General features: G+C 75.9%; 12 protein-coding genes and 2 pseudogenes. 13 read left to right on the forward strand and 1 reads right to left on the reverse strand.

Translation table 11 applies throughout. The features are described from left to right. Nucleotides 1-256: 256 nt before the first annotated feature. The 13 genes and pseudogenes from CS2_RS14625 to CS2_RS14680 all read left to right on the forward strand — a co-directional run bounded on the left by CS2_RS14625 (nt 257) and on the right by CS2_RS14680 (nt 15,783). Nucleotides 257-1,570, forward strand: a complete 1,314-nt coding sequence (locus CS2_RS14625) for a PQQ-dependent sugar dehydrogenase (protein ID WP_082740259.1) — start codon at nt 257-259, stop codon at nt 1,568-1,570. Between the two features lie 91 nt (nt 1,571-1,661). After that, on the forward strand, nt 1,662-3,449 hold the full coding sequence (metG, locus tag CS2_RS14630) for a methionine--tRNA ligase (protein WP_070320543.1): 1,788 nt from the start codon (nt 1,662-1,664) through the stop codon (nt 3,447-3,449). Nucleotides 3,450-3,464: 15 nt separating this feature from the next. Next, nucleotides 3,465-4,397, forward strand: coding sequence for a TatD family hydrolase (locus CS2_RS14635; RefSeq protein ID WP_070320544.1), 933 nt, complete (start codon nt 3,465-3,467; stop codon nt 4,395-4,397). A 162-nt stretch (nt 4,398-4,559) separates the two neighbouring features. Then, a complete protein-coding gene (locus CS2_RS14640) occupies nt 4,560-5,756 on the forward strand; it encodes a resuscitation-promoting factor (protein WP_082740260.1) in 1,197 nt (398 codons plus the stop codon). A gap of 252 nt (nt 5,757-6,008) precedes the next feature. Beyond that, nucleotides 6,009-7,280, forward strand: a complete 1,272-nt coding sequence (locus CS2_RS14645) for a resuscitation-promoting factor (protein ID WP_070320545.1) — start codon at nt 6,009-6,011, stop codon at nt 7,278-7,280. A 403-nt stretch (nt 7,281-7,683) separates the two neighbouring features. After that, nucleotides 7,684-8,637: a 16S rRNA (adenine(1518)-N(6)/adenine(1519)-N(6))-dimethyltransferase RsmA gene (gene rsmA / locus CS2_RS14650; RefSeq protein WP_070320546.1), complete on the forward strand. Its 954-nt coding sequence runs from the start codon at nt 7,684-7,686 to the stop codon at nt 8,635-8,637. Beyond that, on the forward strand, nt 8,634-9,566 hold the full coding sequence (locus CS2_RS14655) for a 4-(cytidine 5'-diphospho)-2-C-methyl-D-erythritol kinase (protein ID WP_070320547.1): 933 nt from the start codon (nt 8,634-8,636) through the stop codon (nt 9,564-9,566). Before rsmA ends, CS2_RS14655 begins: the two co-directional genes overlap by 4 nt. Then, the gene (locus tag CS2_RS14660; protein ID WP_082740261.1) at nt 9,563-11,011 is read left to right on the forward strand and encodes a sensor histidine kinase; all 1,449 of its coding nucleotides are present in this window, start codon (nt 9,563-9,565) and stop codon (nt 11,009-11,011) included. Before CS2_RS14655 ends, CS2_RS14660 begins: the two co-directional genes overlap by 4 nt. Then, nucleotides 11,008-11,667: a response regulator gene (locus CS2_RS14665; RefSeq protein ID WP_046530232.1), complete on the forward strand. Its 660-nt coding sequence runs from the start codon at nt 11,008-11,010 to the stop codon at nt 11,665-11,667. The genes CS2_RS14660 and CS2_RS14665 overlap by 4 nt, the downstream gene beginning before the upstream one ends. 142 nt (nt 11,668-11,809) lie before the next feature. Further along, nucleotides 11,810-12,727, forward strand: a complete 918-nt coding sequence (locus tag CS2_RS14670) for an ABC transporter ATP-binding protein (RefSeq protein WP_070320548.1) — start codon at nt 11,810-11,812, stop codon at nt 12,725-12,727. Then, nucleotides 12,724-13,836, forward strand: a complete 1,113-nt coding sequence (locus CS2_RS14675) for an ABC transporter permease (RefSeq protein ID WP_046530234.1) — start codon at nt 12,724-12,726, stop codon at nt 13,834-13,836. The genes CS2_RS14670 and CS2_RS14675 overlap by 4 nt, the downstream gene beginning before the upstream one ends. A 132-nt stretch (nt 13,837-13,968) precedes the next feature. Further along, a pseudogene (locus tag CS2_RS19745) lies at nt 13,969-14,434 on the forward strand (ATP-binding cassette domain-containing protein); the annotation flags it as partial. 23 nt (nt 14,435-14,457) lie between these two features. Beyond that, the gene (locus CS2_RS14680) at nt 14,458-15,783 is read left to right on the forward strand and encodes an ABC-F family ATP-binding cassette domain-containing protein (protein WP_432458163.1); all 1,326 of its coding nucleotides are present in this window, start codon (nt 14,458-14,460) and stop codon (nt 15,781-15,783) included. A gap of 16 nt (nt 15,784-15,799) precedes the next feature. Here the strand turns inward: CS2_RS14680 and CS2_RS14685 are convergent. Then, a pseudogene (locus CS2_RS14685) lies at nt 15,800-16,421 on the reverse strand (MFS transporter); the annotation flags it as partial.

The raw sequence follows: 16,421 nt of genomic DNA on the forward strand, positions 1-16,421 counted from the left end.
ACCCGCCCCGCGCGGGCTCCGCCCCCGCGACCTCCCGCCACCTCCGCCGCACCTGTTCCTCGACGGACAGCGGTACGGACCACGGACACCGGCACGCACCTGTCCGTCGACCCGTACCGCTGTCCGTCGGCGTGGGTGGGGTGTGCGCGGGCGGAGGTGCTGGTGTCCGCGCGGACCGCCGCCCGGCGGGCTTCGTGGTCGGCCGGTGCGGGGCGGGCGCGTGCGGTCCGCCCCGGCCGCGGGCACAGTGGGGTCGATGACGACGGAGCGACCGGGCGACGGCACGCGACGGGCGCCGGGCGCCGAGCCGGCGACGGTCCGCGCGACCGGGCGTGCGACGACGCGGGGTCCGGTGCGCGGCGCGGTCTCGCTGCTCGTGGCGGTCGCGCTCGCGGGCTGCGGGGCCGGCGGCTCCGCACCGACGGCGGACGTCACGGCGAGCGGGTCGGTGACGCCCACGCCGACACCGTCCGTGACGCCCTCGTCGACCCCGTCCGACGCCCCGGCCCCGGCCGTGCGCGACGTGCCGACGGTCGAGGTCACGTCCGTGCAGGACGTCGTCACCGGTCTCGACGTGCCGTGGGGCCTGGCCTTCCTGCCGGACGGGCGTGCGCTCGTGACGCTGCGCGACGCGGCACGGCTCGTGCTGGTCGGCGCGGACGGTGCGGTGACCGACGTGACCGGTCCGGGTGCCGACGAGGTCGCGGCGACCGTCGTGCCGCGCGGCGAGGGCGGTCTGCTCGGCGTCGCGGTCGTCCCCGGCGACGCCGCGCCCGGAGGTCCCGTCGACGTCGTGCTGTACGCGACGGCCGCGCAGGACAACCGGGTCCTGCGCGCGACGCTCGACGGCGCGACGCTCGGACCGGTCCGCACCGTGCTCGACGGCATCCCGAAGGGCGCGAACCACAACGGCGGGCGGCTCGCGTTCGGGCCCGACGGGTACCTGTACGTGACGACGGGCGACACGTACCGGACGGCCCTGGCGCCCGACCCCGCGAGCCTGGGCGGCAAGGTGCTGCGCGTGACCGCCGACGGCGCGCCCGCGCCCGGCAACCCCGACCCCGGCTCGCCGGTGTGGACGCGGGGGCACCGCAACGTCCAGGGCATCGGCTGGGCGCCCGACGGCCGTGCCGTGGCGTCCGAGTTCGGGCAGGACACGTGGGACGAGCTCAACGTGCTGCACGCGGGCGGCGACTACGGCTGGCCGGGGGTCGAGGGGCGGGGCGGTGCCGCCGGCGGCGCCGTCGACCCCGTCGCGGTGTGGGCGACGTCGGACGCGTCGCCGTCGGGCCTGGCCGTCACCGACGAGGGCGTGTACCTCGCGGGGCTGCGCGGGCGCACGCTGTGGCGGGTACCGCTGCGGCCCGTCGACCCCGCGACCCTCGCCGACCCCGCCGCCGACGCGGCCGGGTTCGGCGAGCCGCAGGCGCTGCTCGCGGGCGAGCACGGGCGGCTCCGCGCGGTGGCGGTCGCGCCCGACGGGGCGCTGTGGGTGCTGACGAGCAACACCGACGGGCGCGGCGACCCGGCCGACGGCGACGACCGCGTGCTGCGCGTCACGGTCGGCTGAGGCCGCGACGCCAGGCCGCCCGACGTCCGGCCCGCGTCCGGCCCGCGGGAACCGCGTCGAGGACGACGGACCGCCCACCTAGGATCGACGCATGTCCCGCATCCTGTCGGCCGTCGCGTGGCCCTACGCGAACGGCCCCCGCCACATCGGTCACGTCGCCGGCTTCGGCATCCCCTCGGACGTCTTCAGCCGGTACATGCGCATGGCGGGGCACGACGTGCTCATGGTGTCGGGCACCGACGAGCACGGGACGCCGATCCTCGTGCAGGCGGACAAGGAGGGCGTGACCGCGCAGGAGCTCGCGGACCGCTACAACCGCGTCATCGTCGAGGACCTCACGCAGCTCGGCCTGTCGTACGACCTGTTCACGCGCACCACGACGCGCAACCACTACGCGGTCGTGCAGGAGATGTTCCGCACGGTGCACAAGAACGGCTACATGGTCGAGCGCACCACGATGGGCGCGGTCAGCCCGTCGACGGGCCGCACGCTGCCCGACCGCTACATCGAGGGCACGTGCCCCATCTGCGGGTACGACGGCGCGCGCGGCGACCAGTGCGACAACTGCGGCAACCAGCTCGACGCGATCGAGCTGAAGAACCCGCGCAGCCGCATCAACGGCGAGACGCCGAAGTTCGTCGAGTCGGAGCACTTCTTCCTCGACCTGCCGGCGTTCGTCGACGCGCTGGGGGACTGGCTGCGCACGCGCACCGAGTGGCGCCCGAACGTGCTGAAGTTCTCGCTCAACCTGCTGGACGACGTGCGTCCGCGCGCCATGACGCGCGACATCGACTGGGGCATCCCGGTGCCGCTCGACGGCTGGGAGCAGAACCCCAACAAGCGCCTGTACGTGTGGTTCGACGCGGTCATCGGGTACCTGTCCGCGTCGATCGAGTGGGCGCGCCGCACGGGCGACCCCGAGGCGTGGCGGCAGTTCTGGAACGACACGGACGCGCGCTCGTACTACTTCATGGGCAAGGACAACATCACGTTCCACTCGCAGATCTGGCCGGCCGAGCTGCTCGGCTACGCCGGTCGCGGGTCGAAGGGCGGCGCGCCCGGCCCGTACGGGCTGCTGAACCTGCCGACCGAGGTGGTCTCGAGCGAGTTCCTCAACGTCGAGGGCAAGCAGTTCTCGACGTCGCGCGGCCTCGTGATCCTGGTCCGCGACATGCTCGCGCGCTACCAGCCCGACGCGCTGCGCTACTACATCTCGGTGGCGGGCCCCGAGACGCAGGACGTCGACTTCACGTGGGCGGAGTTCAAGCGCCGCACGAACGACGAGCTGGTCGCGGGCTGGGGCAACCTGGTGAACCGCACCGCGAGCATGGTGCACAAGAACTTCGGCGAGATCCCGGCCCCCGGGCCGCGCCTGGCGGTCGACGAGGCGCTGACGGCGGAGATCACGACCGCGTTCGGGCGCGTCGGCGACCTCGTGGGCACGCACCGGCAGCGCCAGGCGCTGCAGGAGGCGATGCGCGTGGTCGGCGAGGCCAACCGCTACGTGTCCGAGACCGAGCCGTGGAAGCTGAGAGGCGACCGCGAGCGGCTCGCGACCGTCCTGCACACGACGACGCAGGCCGTGAGCGACCTCAACACGCTGCTCGCGCCGTTCCTGCCGCACAGCGCGCAGGCCGTGCACGAGGCGCTCGGCGGCACGGGCACGTTCTCGCCGCAGCCGCGGATCGAGGAGGTCACCGACCTCGACGACGACACGCGGCACTACCCGGTCATCACGGGCGACTACCGCTCGGTGCGGGGCACGTGGCAGCCGCGCGCGGTCGTGCCGGGCACCAAGGTCGACAAGCCGACGCCCGTGTTCACCAAGCTCGACGACGCGATCGTCGAGGAGGAGCTCGAGCGGCTCCGGCAGTCCTGACCCGGGACGCCTGACGTGGCACGCAAGCAGCGCGAACGCGGTTGGCCCCCGCCGCCCGAGCCCCTCCCGTCGCCCGTCGTCGACGACCACACGCACCTCGAGTCGGTCGTCGGCTGGCGCGCGGACGGCTGGGACCCGGCCGACGCCGCGGCGCACCCGGACCTCGCGGCGCACCTCGCGCGCGCGGCCGCGGTGGGCGTGCCGCGCATGGTGCAGGTCGGCTGCGACCTCGACGCGGTCGCGTGGACCGACGCGGTGGTGCGCGAGCACCCGGCGCTGCTCGGCGCGGTCGCGATCCACCCGAACGAGGCGGTGCTGCACGCGGGGGTCCGGGAGGTCGCGCCCGACGGCCTCGACCCCGACCCGCAGCCGCGGCACGACGTCCCGCTCGACGACGCGCTCGCGGCCGTCGCGGCGGTCGCGCGCGACAACCCGCGCGTGCGGGCGATCGGCGAGACGGGGCTCGACTTCTTCCGCGCCGGGCCGCGCGGGCGCGAGGTGCAGCGCGAGGCGTTCCGGGCGCACGTCGCGCTCGCCAAGGAGCTCGGGCTGGCGCTGCAGATCCACGACCGCGACGCGCACGACGACGTCGTCGACGTGCTGCGCCGCGACGGGGCCCCCGAGCGCACGGTGTTCCACTGCTTCTCGGGTGGCGTCGACCTCGCGCGCGTGTGCGCCGACGAGGGCTGGTTCTGCTCGTTCGCCGGCCCGGTGTCGTTCCCCGCCAACGAGGACCTGCGCGCGGCGCTGCGCGAGCTGCCCGCCTCGCTCGTGCTGGTCGAGACGGACGCGCCGTACCTCACGGTGCACCCCTTCCGCGGGCGACCCAACGCGCCGTACCTGCTGCCGGGCACCGTGCGCACGGTCGCCGAGGTCACGGGGCGCCCGCTGGCGGACGTGTGCGCGCAGGTCGGCGAGGTCGCGGCGCAGGTGTACGGGGCGTGGTGAGCCGGCACGCCGCTCGCGCGCGCGTGCGCCGGGGTGGTGGCGGGGGTCACGGATCGGTTACGGTCTGTCCGGCGCAGCCGCCGGACGTCTGTCAAGGACGGCCGGCCCGGTGCCGATGACCCTCCCAGGGCAGCGATCCCTCCCGCCGACCCGAAGGACACCGTGACCCGTCACGACCACGTGCCGGGGCGTCGCGCCACCGGCGTGCGCGCCCGGGCCGCACGCACCGCCGCGCAGGCCGTCGTCCTCGCGCTCGTCGCGGGCGGCACCAGCGCGTTCGCCGCGATGCACAAGGACGTGACGGTCGACGTCGACGGCGCCGAGGTGCAGGTCCAGACGTTCGGCCGGACCGTCGCGGACGTGCTCGCGGCCGGGCGCATCGACGTGGGCGACGGCGACCTGGTGGCGCCCGGGCTCCACGAGGCCGTGGGGCGCGACGGGCAGGTCGTGGTGCGGCACGGCCGCGAGATCGACGTCGAGGTCGACGGTGCGCCGCAGACGCTGTGGACCACCGCGCTGACCGTCGGCGAGGCCGTGGACGCGCTGGGGCTGCGCGAGGGCGTGCGGCTGTCGGCGTCGCGGTCGGACAGCCTCGGGCGCGACGTGCTGCGGGTGTCGACGCAGAAGACCGTGCACGTCGTGGTGGACGGCCAGGTGATCGACGGCGTGAGCAGCGGCGCGACGGTGCGGGACGCGCTCAAGGACGTCGGGCTGGTGCTCGAGGAGGGGGACCAGGTCTCGGTCCCGCTCGACGCTGCGGCCGTCGACGGGCTCGTCGTGCTCGTGACGCGCGCGGCGACGCAGGGCGAGACCGTGACCGAGGCCGTGCCGTTCGCGGTGCAGGAGGTCGAGGACCCGTCGCTGGTCAAGGGCAACCGTGTCGTCAAGAACGCGGGCCGCGCGGGCCTGCGCACCACGACCTACACGCTCGACGTGGTCGGTGGCGTCGTCGTGGGCCGCACGGTGGTCGCGTCGGTCATGACCACCGAGCCCGTCGACCAGGTGGTGCGGGTCGGCACGGCCGAGCTGCCGGACCCGTCGACCGTCGCGGTCGAGCCGGGGACGGCGCAGGCCCTCGCGAAGGACATGGCCGCGGCGCGCGGGTGGGGCGACGACCAGTTCGCGTGCCTCGTGTCGTTGTGGAACAAGGAGAGCGGCTGGCGCGTGACGGCCGAGAACCGCTCGTCGGGCGCCTACGGGATCCCGCAGGCGCTGCCGGGCAGCAAGATGGCGTCGGTCGCGGACGACTGGCGCACCAACGCGGCGACGCAGATCACGTGGGGTCTGGGGTACATCGCGGGCCGCTACGGCGACCCGTGCGGCGCGTGGTCGCACTCGAAGGCCAAGGGCTGGTACTGAGCCGGTGCCGACCGGCCGGTGAGGCGTCCCGGTCGGTGACGTGACCGGGGTCTCGTCGTGCGGGGGTTGGACGACAGGTCACAATTCCGTTACGGTCGCGTGTCACCTTTGATCGGTCCGCCCCTCCGCGGTCCGTGACCGGTGGCACCGACGGCCGTCCCTCACGGCCGCCGTGACCGCCGGATCGGGGAACCCCTCCGCGGCACGGACGCACGGCGCACCGGTGGTGCCCGTGGGCCCGCGCCGCTCCCCGTGCCCGGGCACAGCGACGGCTGGAGCCTCGTGCAGTTCTCGACCCGCCACACCGGTCCGACCCCGCCGACGGCCGACGCCGTCACGACCCCGCACCCCGACGCCGGACCGGACGAGGGTCCGACGCCCCGCACCGGGCTGCGCCGCCTCCGCTGGCCGTTCGTCGCCGCGGGCGCCGCGGTCCTCGTCCTCGCGGGCGGCGGCATCGCCGTCGCCAACGCCCACAAGACCGTCGCGCTCGACGTCGACGGCGACGTCACGCAGATCTCCACGTTCGCCGGCTCGGTCGAGGGCCTCCTCGACGCGCAGGGCGTCCAGCTCGGCGGCCGTGACACGGTGTCGCACACCGGTGCGCTCACGGACGGCGCCGAGATCGTCGTGCGCCACGCCAAGGAGATCGTCGTCCAGCTCGACGGCCAGGAGCAGCAGGTCTGGACGACCGCGCTCACGGCCGACGAGGCGCTCGAGACGCTCGCGACGCGTGCCGACACCGTCGCGCTCGTCGCGTCCCGCTCCGCCGAGCGCGCCGAGCTCCCGCTCGACCTCGTGCTCGACGGTCGCGCCGAGGTGCTCGTCGACGGCGGCGTGCTCGACGTCCCGGACGCCGACGCGAGCGTCGGCACCGTGCTCGACGAGCTCGGCGTGACGCTGCAGCCGCTCGACCGCGTGCGCGTGCAGCACGACGCGAACGGCGTCGTGCAGGTCGTCGTGCAGCGCGTCGTGGTGCAGGACGTCACGACGACGTCCGAGGTGCCCTTCACGTCGCGCACCGAGGACGACGCGTCGCAGTACACCGGCAAGAAGGTCGTCGCGCAGGCGGGCGTCCCCGGCGTGCGGACGGTCGTCGAGACCGTCACGACCGTCGACGGCGCCGAGGAGTCGCGCGTCCCGGTGTCCGACGACATCACGACGGCCCCCGTCGAGGAGGTCGTCAGGGTCGGCACGAAGCCGCGCCCGGCGCCCGCGCCGCGGCCCGCGAGCTCGGGGTCGACCTCGGGCACGGCCGGTCCGATCGCCGCGGGCGGCGACGCCGACTCGCTCAACTGGGCCGCGCTCGCGCGCTGCGAGTCGGGCGGTCGTGCCGACGCCGTGTCGTCGACCGGCAAGTACCACGGCCTCTACCAGTTCTCGGTCGCCACGTGGCAGGCCGTGGGCGGTGCGGGCCTGCCGTCGCAGGCGTCGGCCGACGAGCAGACGGCCCGCGCCAAGATGCTCTACAACCGCTCGGGCGCCGGGCAGTGGCCGCACTGCGGCAAGAACCTGTTCAGCTGACCCGCTGACACGTCGGCGAAGGGCGGTCCGGCACGTCTCCCCGACGTCCCGGACCGCCCTTCGCCGTCCCCGCCCCTGACCGCCACCCACCCACCGCCGCGGCCCACCGCCGTCCCCGGCCGCCGCACCGGCGCCGTCGAACGCGGCCTTGTGCCGGTGGTGGCGCCGCATGAGCGGCCGAACCCCGCACCGGGCGGGGAGGCGGCCGGGCGGGGAGGCGGCCGGGTGGGGAGGGGCCGGGTGGGGGAGAGGGGCGTGCCGTCGACGAGGGTCGCCCGTGCCGTCCGTCGTCGGACGCGGACCTCCACCCGGTGGCGGACCCCGGGAGCGGCCGGACCCTGAGCCGGTGGGGTGGCGTGCTCGCGGACCGGGCACGGGCCGTCGGTCGTTAGGCTCGGGGGTCATGTCGGCGATCGCCCTGCTCGGGCCTGCGGAGATCCGCGCGCTCGCGGAACGCGCGGGCGTGCGTCCCACCAAGACCCTCGGGCAGAACTTCCTGCTCGACGCCGGCACCGTCCGCAAGATCGTGCGGCAGGCCGACGTGCGCGCCGGCGAGCGCGTCGTCGAGGTCGGGCCCGGGCTCGGGTCGCTGACGCTCGGGCTGCTCGAGGCGGGCGCCGACGTCGTGGCCGTCGAGATCGACCCCGTGCTCGCGACCCTCCTGCCCGAGACGGTCGCGGCGCACGTCCCCGGCCTCACCGTCGGGGACGCGACGCAGGACGACGTGTCGCGCACCGTCGTGCTGCGCGACGGCGACGGCCGTGCGCGTCTCACGGTCGTCACGCAGGACGCGCTCACGGTCACGGCGCTGCCGGGCGAGCCGCCGTCCGCGCTCGTCGCGAACCTGCCGTACAACGTGTCCGTGCCCGTGCTGCTGACGTTCCTCGAGCGGTTCGGATCGCTCGAGCGGGGGCTGGTCATGGTGCAGGCCGAGGTCGCCGACCGGCTCGCCGCACCCCCGGGCAGCCGGACGTACGGCGTGCCGTCGGTGAAGGCCGCGTGGTACGCGGCGGCCCGCCGCACCGCGACCGTCGGGCGGGCCGTGTTCTGGCCCGCGCCCAACGTCGACTCGGCGCTCGTGCGGCTCGACCGCCGCGAGCCGCCCACCACGACCGTCGCGCGCACCGAGGTCTTCGCGGTCGTCGACGCGGCGTTCGCGCAGCGCCGCAAGATGCTGCGCTCGGCGCTCGCGGGCCTCGCCGGCTCGTCGTCGGCGGCCGAGGCGGCCGTGCGCGCGGCCGGCCTCGACCCGCAGGCGCGCGGCGAGCAGGTCGACGTCGCGGGCTTCGCGCGCATCGCCGAGGCGCTGGGCCTCGCGCGGCCCGCGGCGCCCGGACCTGGCACAGTGGCACCGTGACCCTCACCCCCGTCGACGACCTGCCCGAGCGCGCCGTGCGCGTGCGGGCGCCCGGCAAGGTGAACCTGTCGCTGCGCGTCGGCGGGCGGCAGGCCGACGGCTACCACCCCGTGTCGACCGTGTTCCAGGCGGTGTCGGTGTACGAGGAGGTCGTCGCGACGGCGGCCGAGGACTACACCGTGACGGCCAGCGGTCCGCAGTCCGAGCTCGTGCCGACCGACGGCTCCAACCTCGCGCTGCGCGCCGCGCGCGCCGTCGCCGAGCGCGCGGGCGTCGACGAGGGCGTGCACCTGCACCTGGTCAAGGGCGTGCCGGTCGCGGGCGGCATGGCGGGCGGGTCCGCCGACGCGGCCGCCGCGCTCGTCGCGTGCGACGCGCTGTGGAGCACCGGCCTGTCGCGCGACGAGCTGCTCGAGCTCGCGGCGGACCTGGGCTCGGACGTGCCGTTCTCGCTCGTGGGGCACACCGCCGTGGGGCAGGGGCGCGGTCACCTGCTGACGCCCGCGCTGAGCCGCGGCGAGTTCCACTGGGCGTTCGCCGTGCAGGACCGCGGGCTGTCGACGGCCGCCGTGTACGCCGCGTTCGACGAGCTGCACGCGGGCGCGCAGGACCTCGAGGACCGGGACGTCCCGCTCATGCAGGCCCTGCTCGCGGGCGACGCGACGGCCCTGGGTGCCGCGCTGCACAACGACCTCGAGGCGGCCGCGCTCGAGCTCGACCCGGGCCTGGCCGAGCCGCTCGCGATCGCGACCGACGCGGGGGCGCTGGGCGTCGTCGTGTCCGGGTCCGGGCCGACGGTCGCGGCGCTCGCGCGCAGCCGGCAGCACGCGCTGGCGATCGCCGCGGCGTTCACGGCGTCGGGCGTCGCCGACCGCGTGCTGACCGCGACGGGACCCGTGGCGGGTGCGCGCGTCGTGGCGGGCGAGTGACCGCGCGACCGGACGCGGCGCGCGGCGGCACGGAGACGGCCCTGGTCCGTCCCGCCACCGCGGGCGCCGTCGCACCCGTGCCGCCCGCCGACCCCGACGCCGGGGGGTGGGTCCGTCCCGCACCCGACGCCGACGCGCTGCGCGGCGACGCGCTGCTCGCCGTGGCGCTGTTCTTCGGCGCGCTGCTGTCGATGGTGCTGTTCCGCGTCGCGGGCATGTACGAGCACGTCGCCGACGGCTGGCTCGCGGCCCTGCTGCTCGCGGCGACGACGCTGCCGCTCGCGGTGCGGCGCCGGTGGCCGAGCGCGGTGCTGCTGGTCGTCGCGGCGGCGTTCATCACGGGTCAGGCGCTCTCGGTGCCCGAGACGCTGCTGTCGAACATCGCCCTGTTCTGCGCGATGTACACGGTCGGCGCGTGGGAGACCCACCGCCGCCGCGGCGTGCTCGTGCGCGCGTTCGTCGTGGTCGCGATGATGGTCTGGCTGCTGACGTCGCTGTTCGTCGCCGCGACCGATCCCGAGATCTCCGAGCAGCTGCCGGACCAGGTGGGCGTGTTCTCGCCGTTCGTGTCGTTCACGCTGCTCCAGCTGCTGACGAACGTCCTGTACTTCGCGGGCGCCTGGTGGTTCGGCGAGCACTCGTGGCGGTCCGCGCGCGAGCGCGCACGCACGCAGTGGCGCACGCACCTGCTGGTGCTCGAGCGGCGGCGCGGCGAGGAGCAGGCGGTCGCGCTCGAGCGGCTGCGGCTCGCGCGCGAGCTGCACGACGCCGTCGCGCACCACGTGTCGCTCATGGGCGTGCAGGCCGCCGCGGCGCGCACCGTGCTGACGTCGGACCCGCAGCGCGCGACGGCGGCGCTCGGGCACGTCGAGGAGGCCGCGCGCGACGCGGTGCGCGAGCTGCACGGCATCCTCGGCATGCTGCGCGACAGCGGCGCCCCCGAGCCCGTCACGGACGACGGGTCGGCGGCCGCGCTCGGGTCCGGCGAGGCGCTCGCGTCGCTCGACGTCGCGCGCGTGCCCGAGCTCGTCGAGCGTGCGCGGGAGGCCGGGCTCGCGGTGACCTTCCAGGAGATCGGCGAACGGCGGCGCCTGCGGCCGCTCGCGTCGCTCAACCTCTACCGCATCGCGCAGGAGGCGCTGACGAACACGCGCAAGCACGCCGGCGACGGCGTGCGCGCGGACGTGCGGCTGCGGTGGCTCGCGGACGAGGTCGAGCTCGAGGTGTCCGACGACGGCGGCACCGGGCGGCGGCTGCGCACCGTGCCGTCGACCGGCATGGGCCTGGTCGGGATGCGTGAGCGGGTCGCCGCCGACGGCGGGACGTTCGAGGCGTCGCGCCGCCGCGGGGGCGGGTTCGTGGTGCGGGCGCGGCTGCCGCTGGGCACGCCGCTGGACGACGTCGTGGCGGGTGCCGCGGCGAGGACGACGGAGGCTGACCGATGACCGGACCCGTGCGGGTCGTGCTCGTGGACGACCAGGCCCTGCTGCGCGCGGGGATCGGGACGATCCTGTCGGCGCACCCCGGCATCGAGGTCGTCGGCGAGGCCGGGACGGGTGCCGAGGCCGTCGACCTCGTGCGGGCCGCGCGCCCCGACGTGGTGTGCATGGACGTGCAGATGCCGGACATGGACGGGCTCGAGGCGACGCGCCGGCTGGTCGCCGACCCGGCCGTGCACGCGGCAGTCGTGGTGCTCACGACGTTCAACCGCGAGGACTACCTCGTCGAGGCGCTGCGCGCGGGCGCCGTGGGGTACCTGCTCAAGACGTCACGGCCCGAGCAGCTCACGGACGCCGTGCTGCGCGCCGCCGCCGGCGAGGGGCTGCTGGCCCCCGAGGTGACGCGCGCGGTGATCGCGCGCGCGGTGCAGGAGCGCCCCGCGGCGCGGCCCGCGCCCGAGCCGGTCGTGCCGCTGACCGAGCGTGAGGGCGAGGTGCTCACGCTCGTCGCCCGCGGGCTGAACAACGACGAGATCGCCGCCGAGCTGGTCGTCAGCCGCGCGACGGTCAAGACGCACGTGTCGAACGTGCTGGCCAAGCTGGGTCTGCGCGACCGCGTGCAGGCCGTCGTGTACGCGCACGAGCACGGCCTGGTGGGCTGAGGGCCGCTCGTCCGCGCGGCGTCTCCGTCCCGGGACGGAGACGCAGGATCGGCCGCCCGCCCGAGGTGCCGGCACCGCCGTCCCGCCTACCGTCGTGCCAGGACGTCCGGGACCGCCGGACGCGTGGACGGCAGGAGGCACGATGCTCGAGCTGCACGGGGTCAGCCGATCGTTCGGCGACCGGCTCGTGCTCGACGACGTGAGCTTCACGGTCGGGCGGGGTCGGCTCACGGGGTTCGTGGGCGGCAACGGGGCCGGCAAGACGACGACGATGCGCATCATCCTGGGCGTGCTCGCACCGCACGCGGGCACGGTGACGCTCGACGGTGCGCCGCTCGCGGGCGCCGCGCGCTCGCGGTTCGGCTACATGCCGGAGGAGCGCGGCCTGTACCCGAAGATGCAGCTCGTCGAGCACCTGACGTACCTCGCACGGCTGCACGGGTTCGACAAGGCCGGCGCGGCGTCCCGCGCGCACGCGCTGGTCGAGCAGCTGGGCCTCGCCGAGCGCGCGAAGGACCCGGTCGAGAGCCTGTCGCTCGGCAACCAGCAGCGCGCGCAGGTCGCGGCCGCGCTCGTGCACGACCCCGAGGTGCTCGTGCTCGACGAGCCGTTCTCGGGCCTGGACCCCATGGCCGTCGACGTCGTGCAGGGCGTGCTCGCCGAGCGTGCCGCGCAGGGCGTGCCGGTGCTGTTCTCGTCGCACCAGCTCGACGTGGTCGAGCGGCTGTGCGACGACCTCGTCATCATCGCCGGCGGGCGCGTGCGGGCCGCCGGCGGCCGCGAGGAGCTGCGCGCGCAGCACGGCACCGCGCGGTTCGAGATCGTCGCCGACGGCGACGTCGCGTGGCTGCGGGACGTCCCCGGCGTGCTGGTCGACGAGCTCGCCGCCGCCACGGCCGTCTTCCGCGCGGACGACGACGTCGCGCAGCAGGTGCTGCGCACGGCGCTCGCCCGGGGCCCGGTGCACGCGTTCACGCCGCTGCGCCCGTCGCTCGCCGAGATCTTCCGCGACGTCGTCATCGACGCGCCCGAGCCCGACCTGCAGGAGGCGGCCCGATGAGCACGACCCCGACCCCCGACCGTCCGTCGCTCGTGCGCGCGAGCATGCTGGTCGCCGAGCGCGAGATCACGTCGCAGGTGCGTTCGAAGTCGTTCCTGGTCTCGACGGCGATCCTGCTGGTCGGGATCCTCGCGGCCATCGTCGTGAGCTCGGTCATGTCGGGCCGCGCGCAGGACGACGTGCCGGTCGCGGTCGTGACGTCCGTCGCGGGCGAGGTCCCGACGACCGACGGCCTGGCCGTCACCGACGTCGCCGACCGGGCCGCGGCCGAGCGGGCCGTGCGGGACGGCGACGTCGAGGCGGCGGTCGTGCCGGCCGACGGCCCGCTGGGCGTCGAGGTGCTCGCGATGGAGTCCGCGCCGGACGCGCTCCTCGACGCGCTCACCCAGCGGCCCGAGGTCGAGCTGCTCGCCCCCGCGAACGCCGACGGCCCCGTGCGCTACGTCGTGACGTTCGGCTTCGGTCTGATCTTCATGATGTCGGCGATCAGCTTCGGCTCGACGATCGCGCAGAACACCGTGACGGAGAAGCAGACCCGCATCGTCGAGATCCTGCTGTCCGCCGTGCCGGCGCGCGCGCTGCTGGCCGGCAAGATCCTCGGGAACTCCGCCCTGGCCCTCGGGCAGACCGCGGCGATCGCGGCGGTGTCGGTGCTCGCGCTGGTCGTCACCGGGCAGGACGACCTGCTGACGCTCATCGGCACGCCCGTGGTGTGGTTCGTCGTGTTCTTCGCGGTCGGGTTCGTGCTGCTGGCGTCGGTGTTCGCGGCGAGCGCGTCGCTCGTGTCGCGCATCGAGGACACCGGCGTCGTGCTGCAGCCCGCGATGTGGCTGGTCATGGCGCCGTACTTCCTCGTGGTGTTCTTCAACGACAACGCGACCGTGCTGTCCGTGATGTCCTACGTGCCGTTCAGCGCTCCCGTGGGCATGCCGGTGCGGCTGTTCCTCGGCGACGCGGCCTGGTGGGAGCCGCTGCTGTCGCTCGCGGTGCTCGCGGCCTCGTGCGTCGTGGTGATCGGCATCGCGGCGCGCATCTACGAGCGGTCGGTGCTGCGGATGGGTGCGCGCGTGCGCGTGCGCGAGGTGCTCGGCAGCCGCGCCGCGCGCTGAGCGCACCCGGAGCGCCGCGGGGCGCCGGACCACCGACCGAGCCGGGCTCGGGGCGCGGTCCGGCGCCCCGCGGCGTGCGCCCGGGTGCCGCGTCGACACCCCGCCCGCGGACCTGGCAGGCTGGACGACCTCATGCCTCACCTGCTCGGCGCTGACCGCGTCCACCTCACCCTCGGCACCCGCACGCTCCTCGACGGCGTGAGCCTCGGCGTCGACGACGGCCAGCGCATCGGCGTCGTCGGGCCCAACGGCGCCGGCAAGTCCACGCTGCTGCGCGTGCTCGCGGGCAGCCAGGCACCCGACGACGGCCGCGTCACGCGCGCGGGCGGCACGCGGGTCGCGCTGCTCGACCAGCGCGACGACCTGGGCGACGGCACCGTGCGCGACGTCGTGCACGGCGACGCCGACGCGCACGAGTGGGCGTCGGACGCGCGCGTGCGCGCCGTGCACACGGGCCTGCTCGCGGACGTCGCGCTCGACGCGCGCGTCGCACAGCTGTCCGGCGGGCAGCGGCGCCGCGTCGCGCTCGCGGCGCTGCTCGTGCGCGACGACGAGGTGCTGGTGCTCGACGAGCCGACCAACCACCTCGACGTCGAGGGCGTCGCGTGGCTCGCCGGCTACCTGGTCGAGCGCTACGCGCGCGGCAGCGGCGCGCTCGTGGTCGTGACGCACGACCGGTGGTTCCTCGACGCGGTGTGCACGCGCACGTGGGAGGTCCACGACGGCGTCGTCGACCAGTACGACGGCGGGTACGCGGCGTACGTGCTGGCGCGCGCCGAGCGTGCGCAGCAGGCGGCGACGGTCGAGGCGAAGCGGCAGAACCTGCTGCGCAAGGAGCTCGCGTGGCTGCGCCGCGGGGCGCCCGCGCGCACGTCGAAGCCGAAGTTCCGGATCGACGCCGCGACCGCGCTCATCGCGGACGAGCCGCCGCCGCGCGACTCGCTCGCGCTCGCGCGCACCGCGACCGCGCGGCTCGGCAAGGACGTCCTCGACCTGGAGGACGTGACGTTCACGCTGCCCGACGGCCGCGTGCTGCTCGACGACGTGACGTGGCGGCTGGGCCCGGGGGACCGGTACGGCGTGGTCGGGGTCAACGGCGCGGGCAAGACGACGCTGCTGCGGCTGCTCACCGGCCGCGCGCAGCCCACGTCGGGGCGCGTGCGGCGCGGCAAGACCGTGCAGGTCGCCGAGCTGCGGCAGGACGTCGAGGACCTCGACGAGGTCGCGGACCTGCGGGTCGTCGAGGCGGTCGAGCGCGAGAAGCGCTCGGTGGTGGTCGGCGGCAAGGAGCTCACCGCGAGCCAGCTGGTCGAGCGGCTCGGGTTCACGCGCGAGCGCGCCCGCACGCCCGTGCGCGACCTGTCGGGCGGTGAGCGGCGCCGGCTGCAGCTGCTGCGCCTGCTGGTCGCCGAGCCGAACGTGCTGCTGCTCGACGAGCCGACCAACGACCTGGACACCGACACGCTCGCGGCGGTCGAGGACCTGCTCGACGGGTGGCCCGGCACGCTGATCGTGGTGTCGCACGACCGGTACCTGCTCGAGCGCGTGTGCGACCGGCAGGTCGCGCTGCTCGGGGACGGGAAGGTCCGGGACCTGCCGGGCGGGGTCGAGCAGTACCTCGAGCTGCGGGCCGCCGCGCTGGGGGGTGCGCGGTTCGCGCTGCCCGACGACGCGGCCGCGGCCCCCGGGGGCGCGCCCGCGGCGGACGGCCCGTCGGCGCCCGCGCCGTCGGCCGCGGAGGTCCGCGCCGCCCGCAAGGAGGTGCAGCGCATCGAGCGCCGCCTCGAGCGGATCGCGACGCTCGAGGCGGGCCTGCACGCGCGCATGGCCGAGCAGGCCACCGACCACGAGGCGGTCACGGCGCTCGACGCCGAGCTGCGCGCGCTCGCGGCCGAGCGCGACGAGCTCGAGGCCGCGTGGCTCGAGGCCGCCGAGACCGCGGGCTGACCGCGCCGACGCGCCGTCAGCGGTGCGGGAGCCGCCCCGCGGCGAGGGTGTGCGTCGTGGCCGCGAGCCCGAGCAGGCCGACGACCGCGACGAGCGGCGCCGTCCACCCGGCGGTCGCCTCGTGCAGCGCGCCGAGCACGCTGGGCGTCGCCGCGGCGACCGCGTAACCCACGGTCTGGACCGTGGCCGAGAGGCGGCGGACCTCGGCGGGGGAGTCGGCCACGGCGGCGACGACCGTGAACAGCACGACGAAGTTCGCGCCCTGCGCGAGGCCGCCGAGCACCGCCCACGCGACCCAGGCGCCGGGCGCGAGCAGCAGCCCGAGCGGCAGCGACAGCCAGCAGGCCGCGATGCCGAGCACCACCGCGCGCGGCGGCACGCGCCGCGCGAGCGCCGCGGGGGCCAGGACGCTGCCGAGCACGCCGAAGAGCTGGAACAACGACGCCGCGGCCCCGGCGCCGCCGCGGCCGAGCCCCGACGCGTCGTGCAGCACGGACGGCAGCCACGCCGTGACGCCCATGTACGACGAGGCCTGCCCGACGAACGTGAGGCACAGCAGCCAGGTCACCGGACGGTGCACCAGCGGCACGCGGGGCGGCTCCGCCGTCGGCGCGGTCGGCGCCGGGAGCGCGGCGCCC

The sequence above is a fragment of the Cellulomonas iranensis NBRC 101100 = JCM 18110 genome, from assembly GCF_001552375.1.
Lineage (GTDB): Bacteria > Actinomycetota > Actinomycetes > Actinomycetales > Cellulomonadaceae > Cellulomonas > Cellulomonas iranensis.

What these genes read in the sequence shown, in the direction of transcription:
- CS2_RS14625 (WP_082740259.1), top strand. Translation starts at nt 257, where the DNA reads ATGACGACGGAGCGACCGGGCGACGGCACGCGACGGGCGCCGGGCGCC.
- CS2_RS14665 (WP_046530232.1), top strand. Translation starts at nt 11,008, where the DNA reads ATGACCGGACCCGTGCGGGTCGTGCTCGTGGACGACCAGGCCCTGCTG.
- CS2_RS14670 (WP_070320548.1), top strand. Translation starts at nt 11,810, where the DNA reads ATGCTCGAGCTGCACGGGGTCAGCCGATCGTTCGGCGACCGGCTCGTG.
- CS2_RS14675 (WP_046530234.1), top strand. Translation starts at nt 12,724, where the DNA reads ATGAGCACGACCCCGACCCCCGACCGTCCGTCGCTCGTGCGCGCGAGC.
- metG (WP_070320543.1), top strand. Translation starts at nt 1,662, where the DNA reads ATGTCCCGCATCCTGTCGGCCGTCGCGTGGCCCTACGCGAACGGCCCC.
- rsmA (WP_070320546.1), top strand. Translation starts at nt 7,684, where the DNA reads ATGTCGGCGATCGCCCTGCTCGGGCCTGCGGAGATCCGCGCGCTCGCG.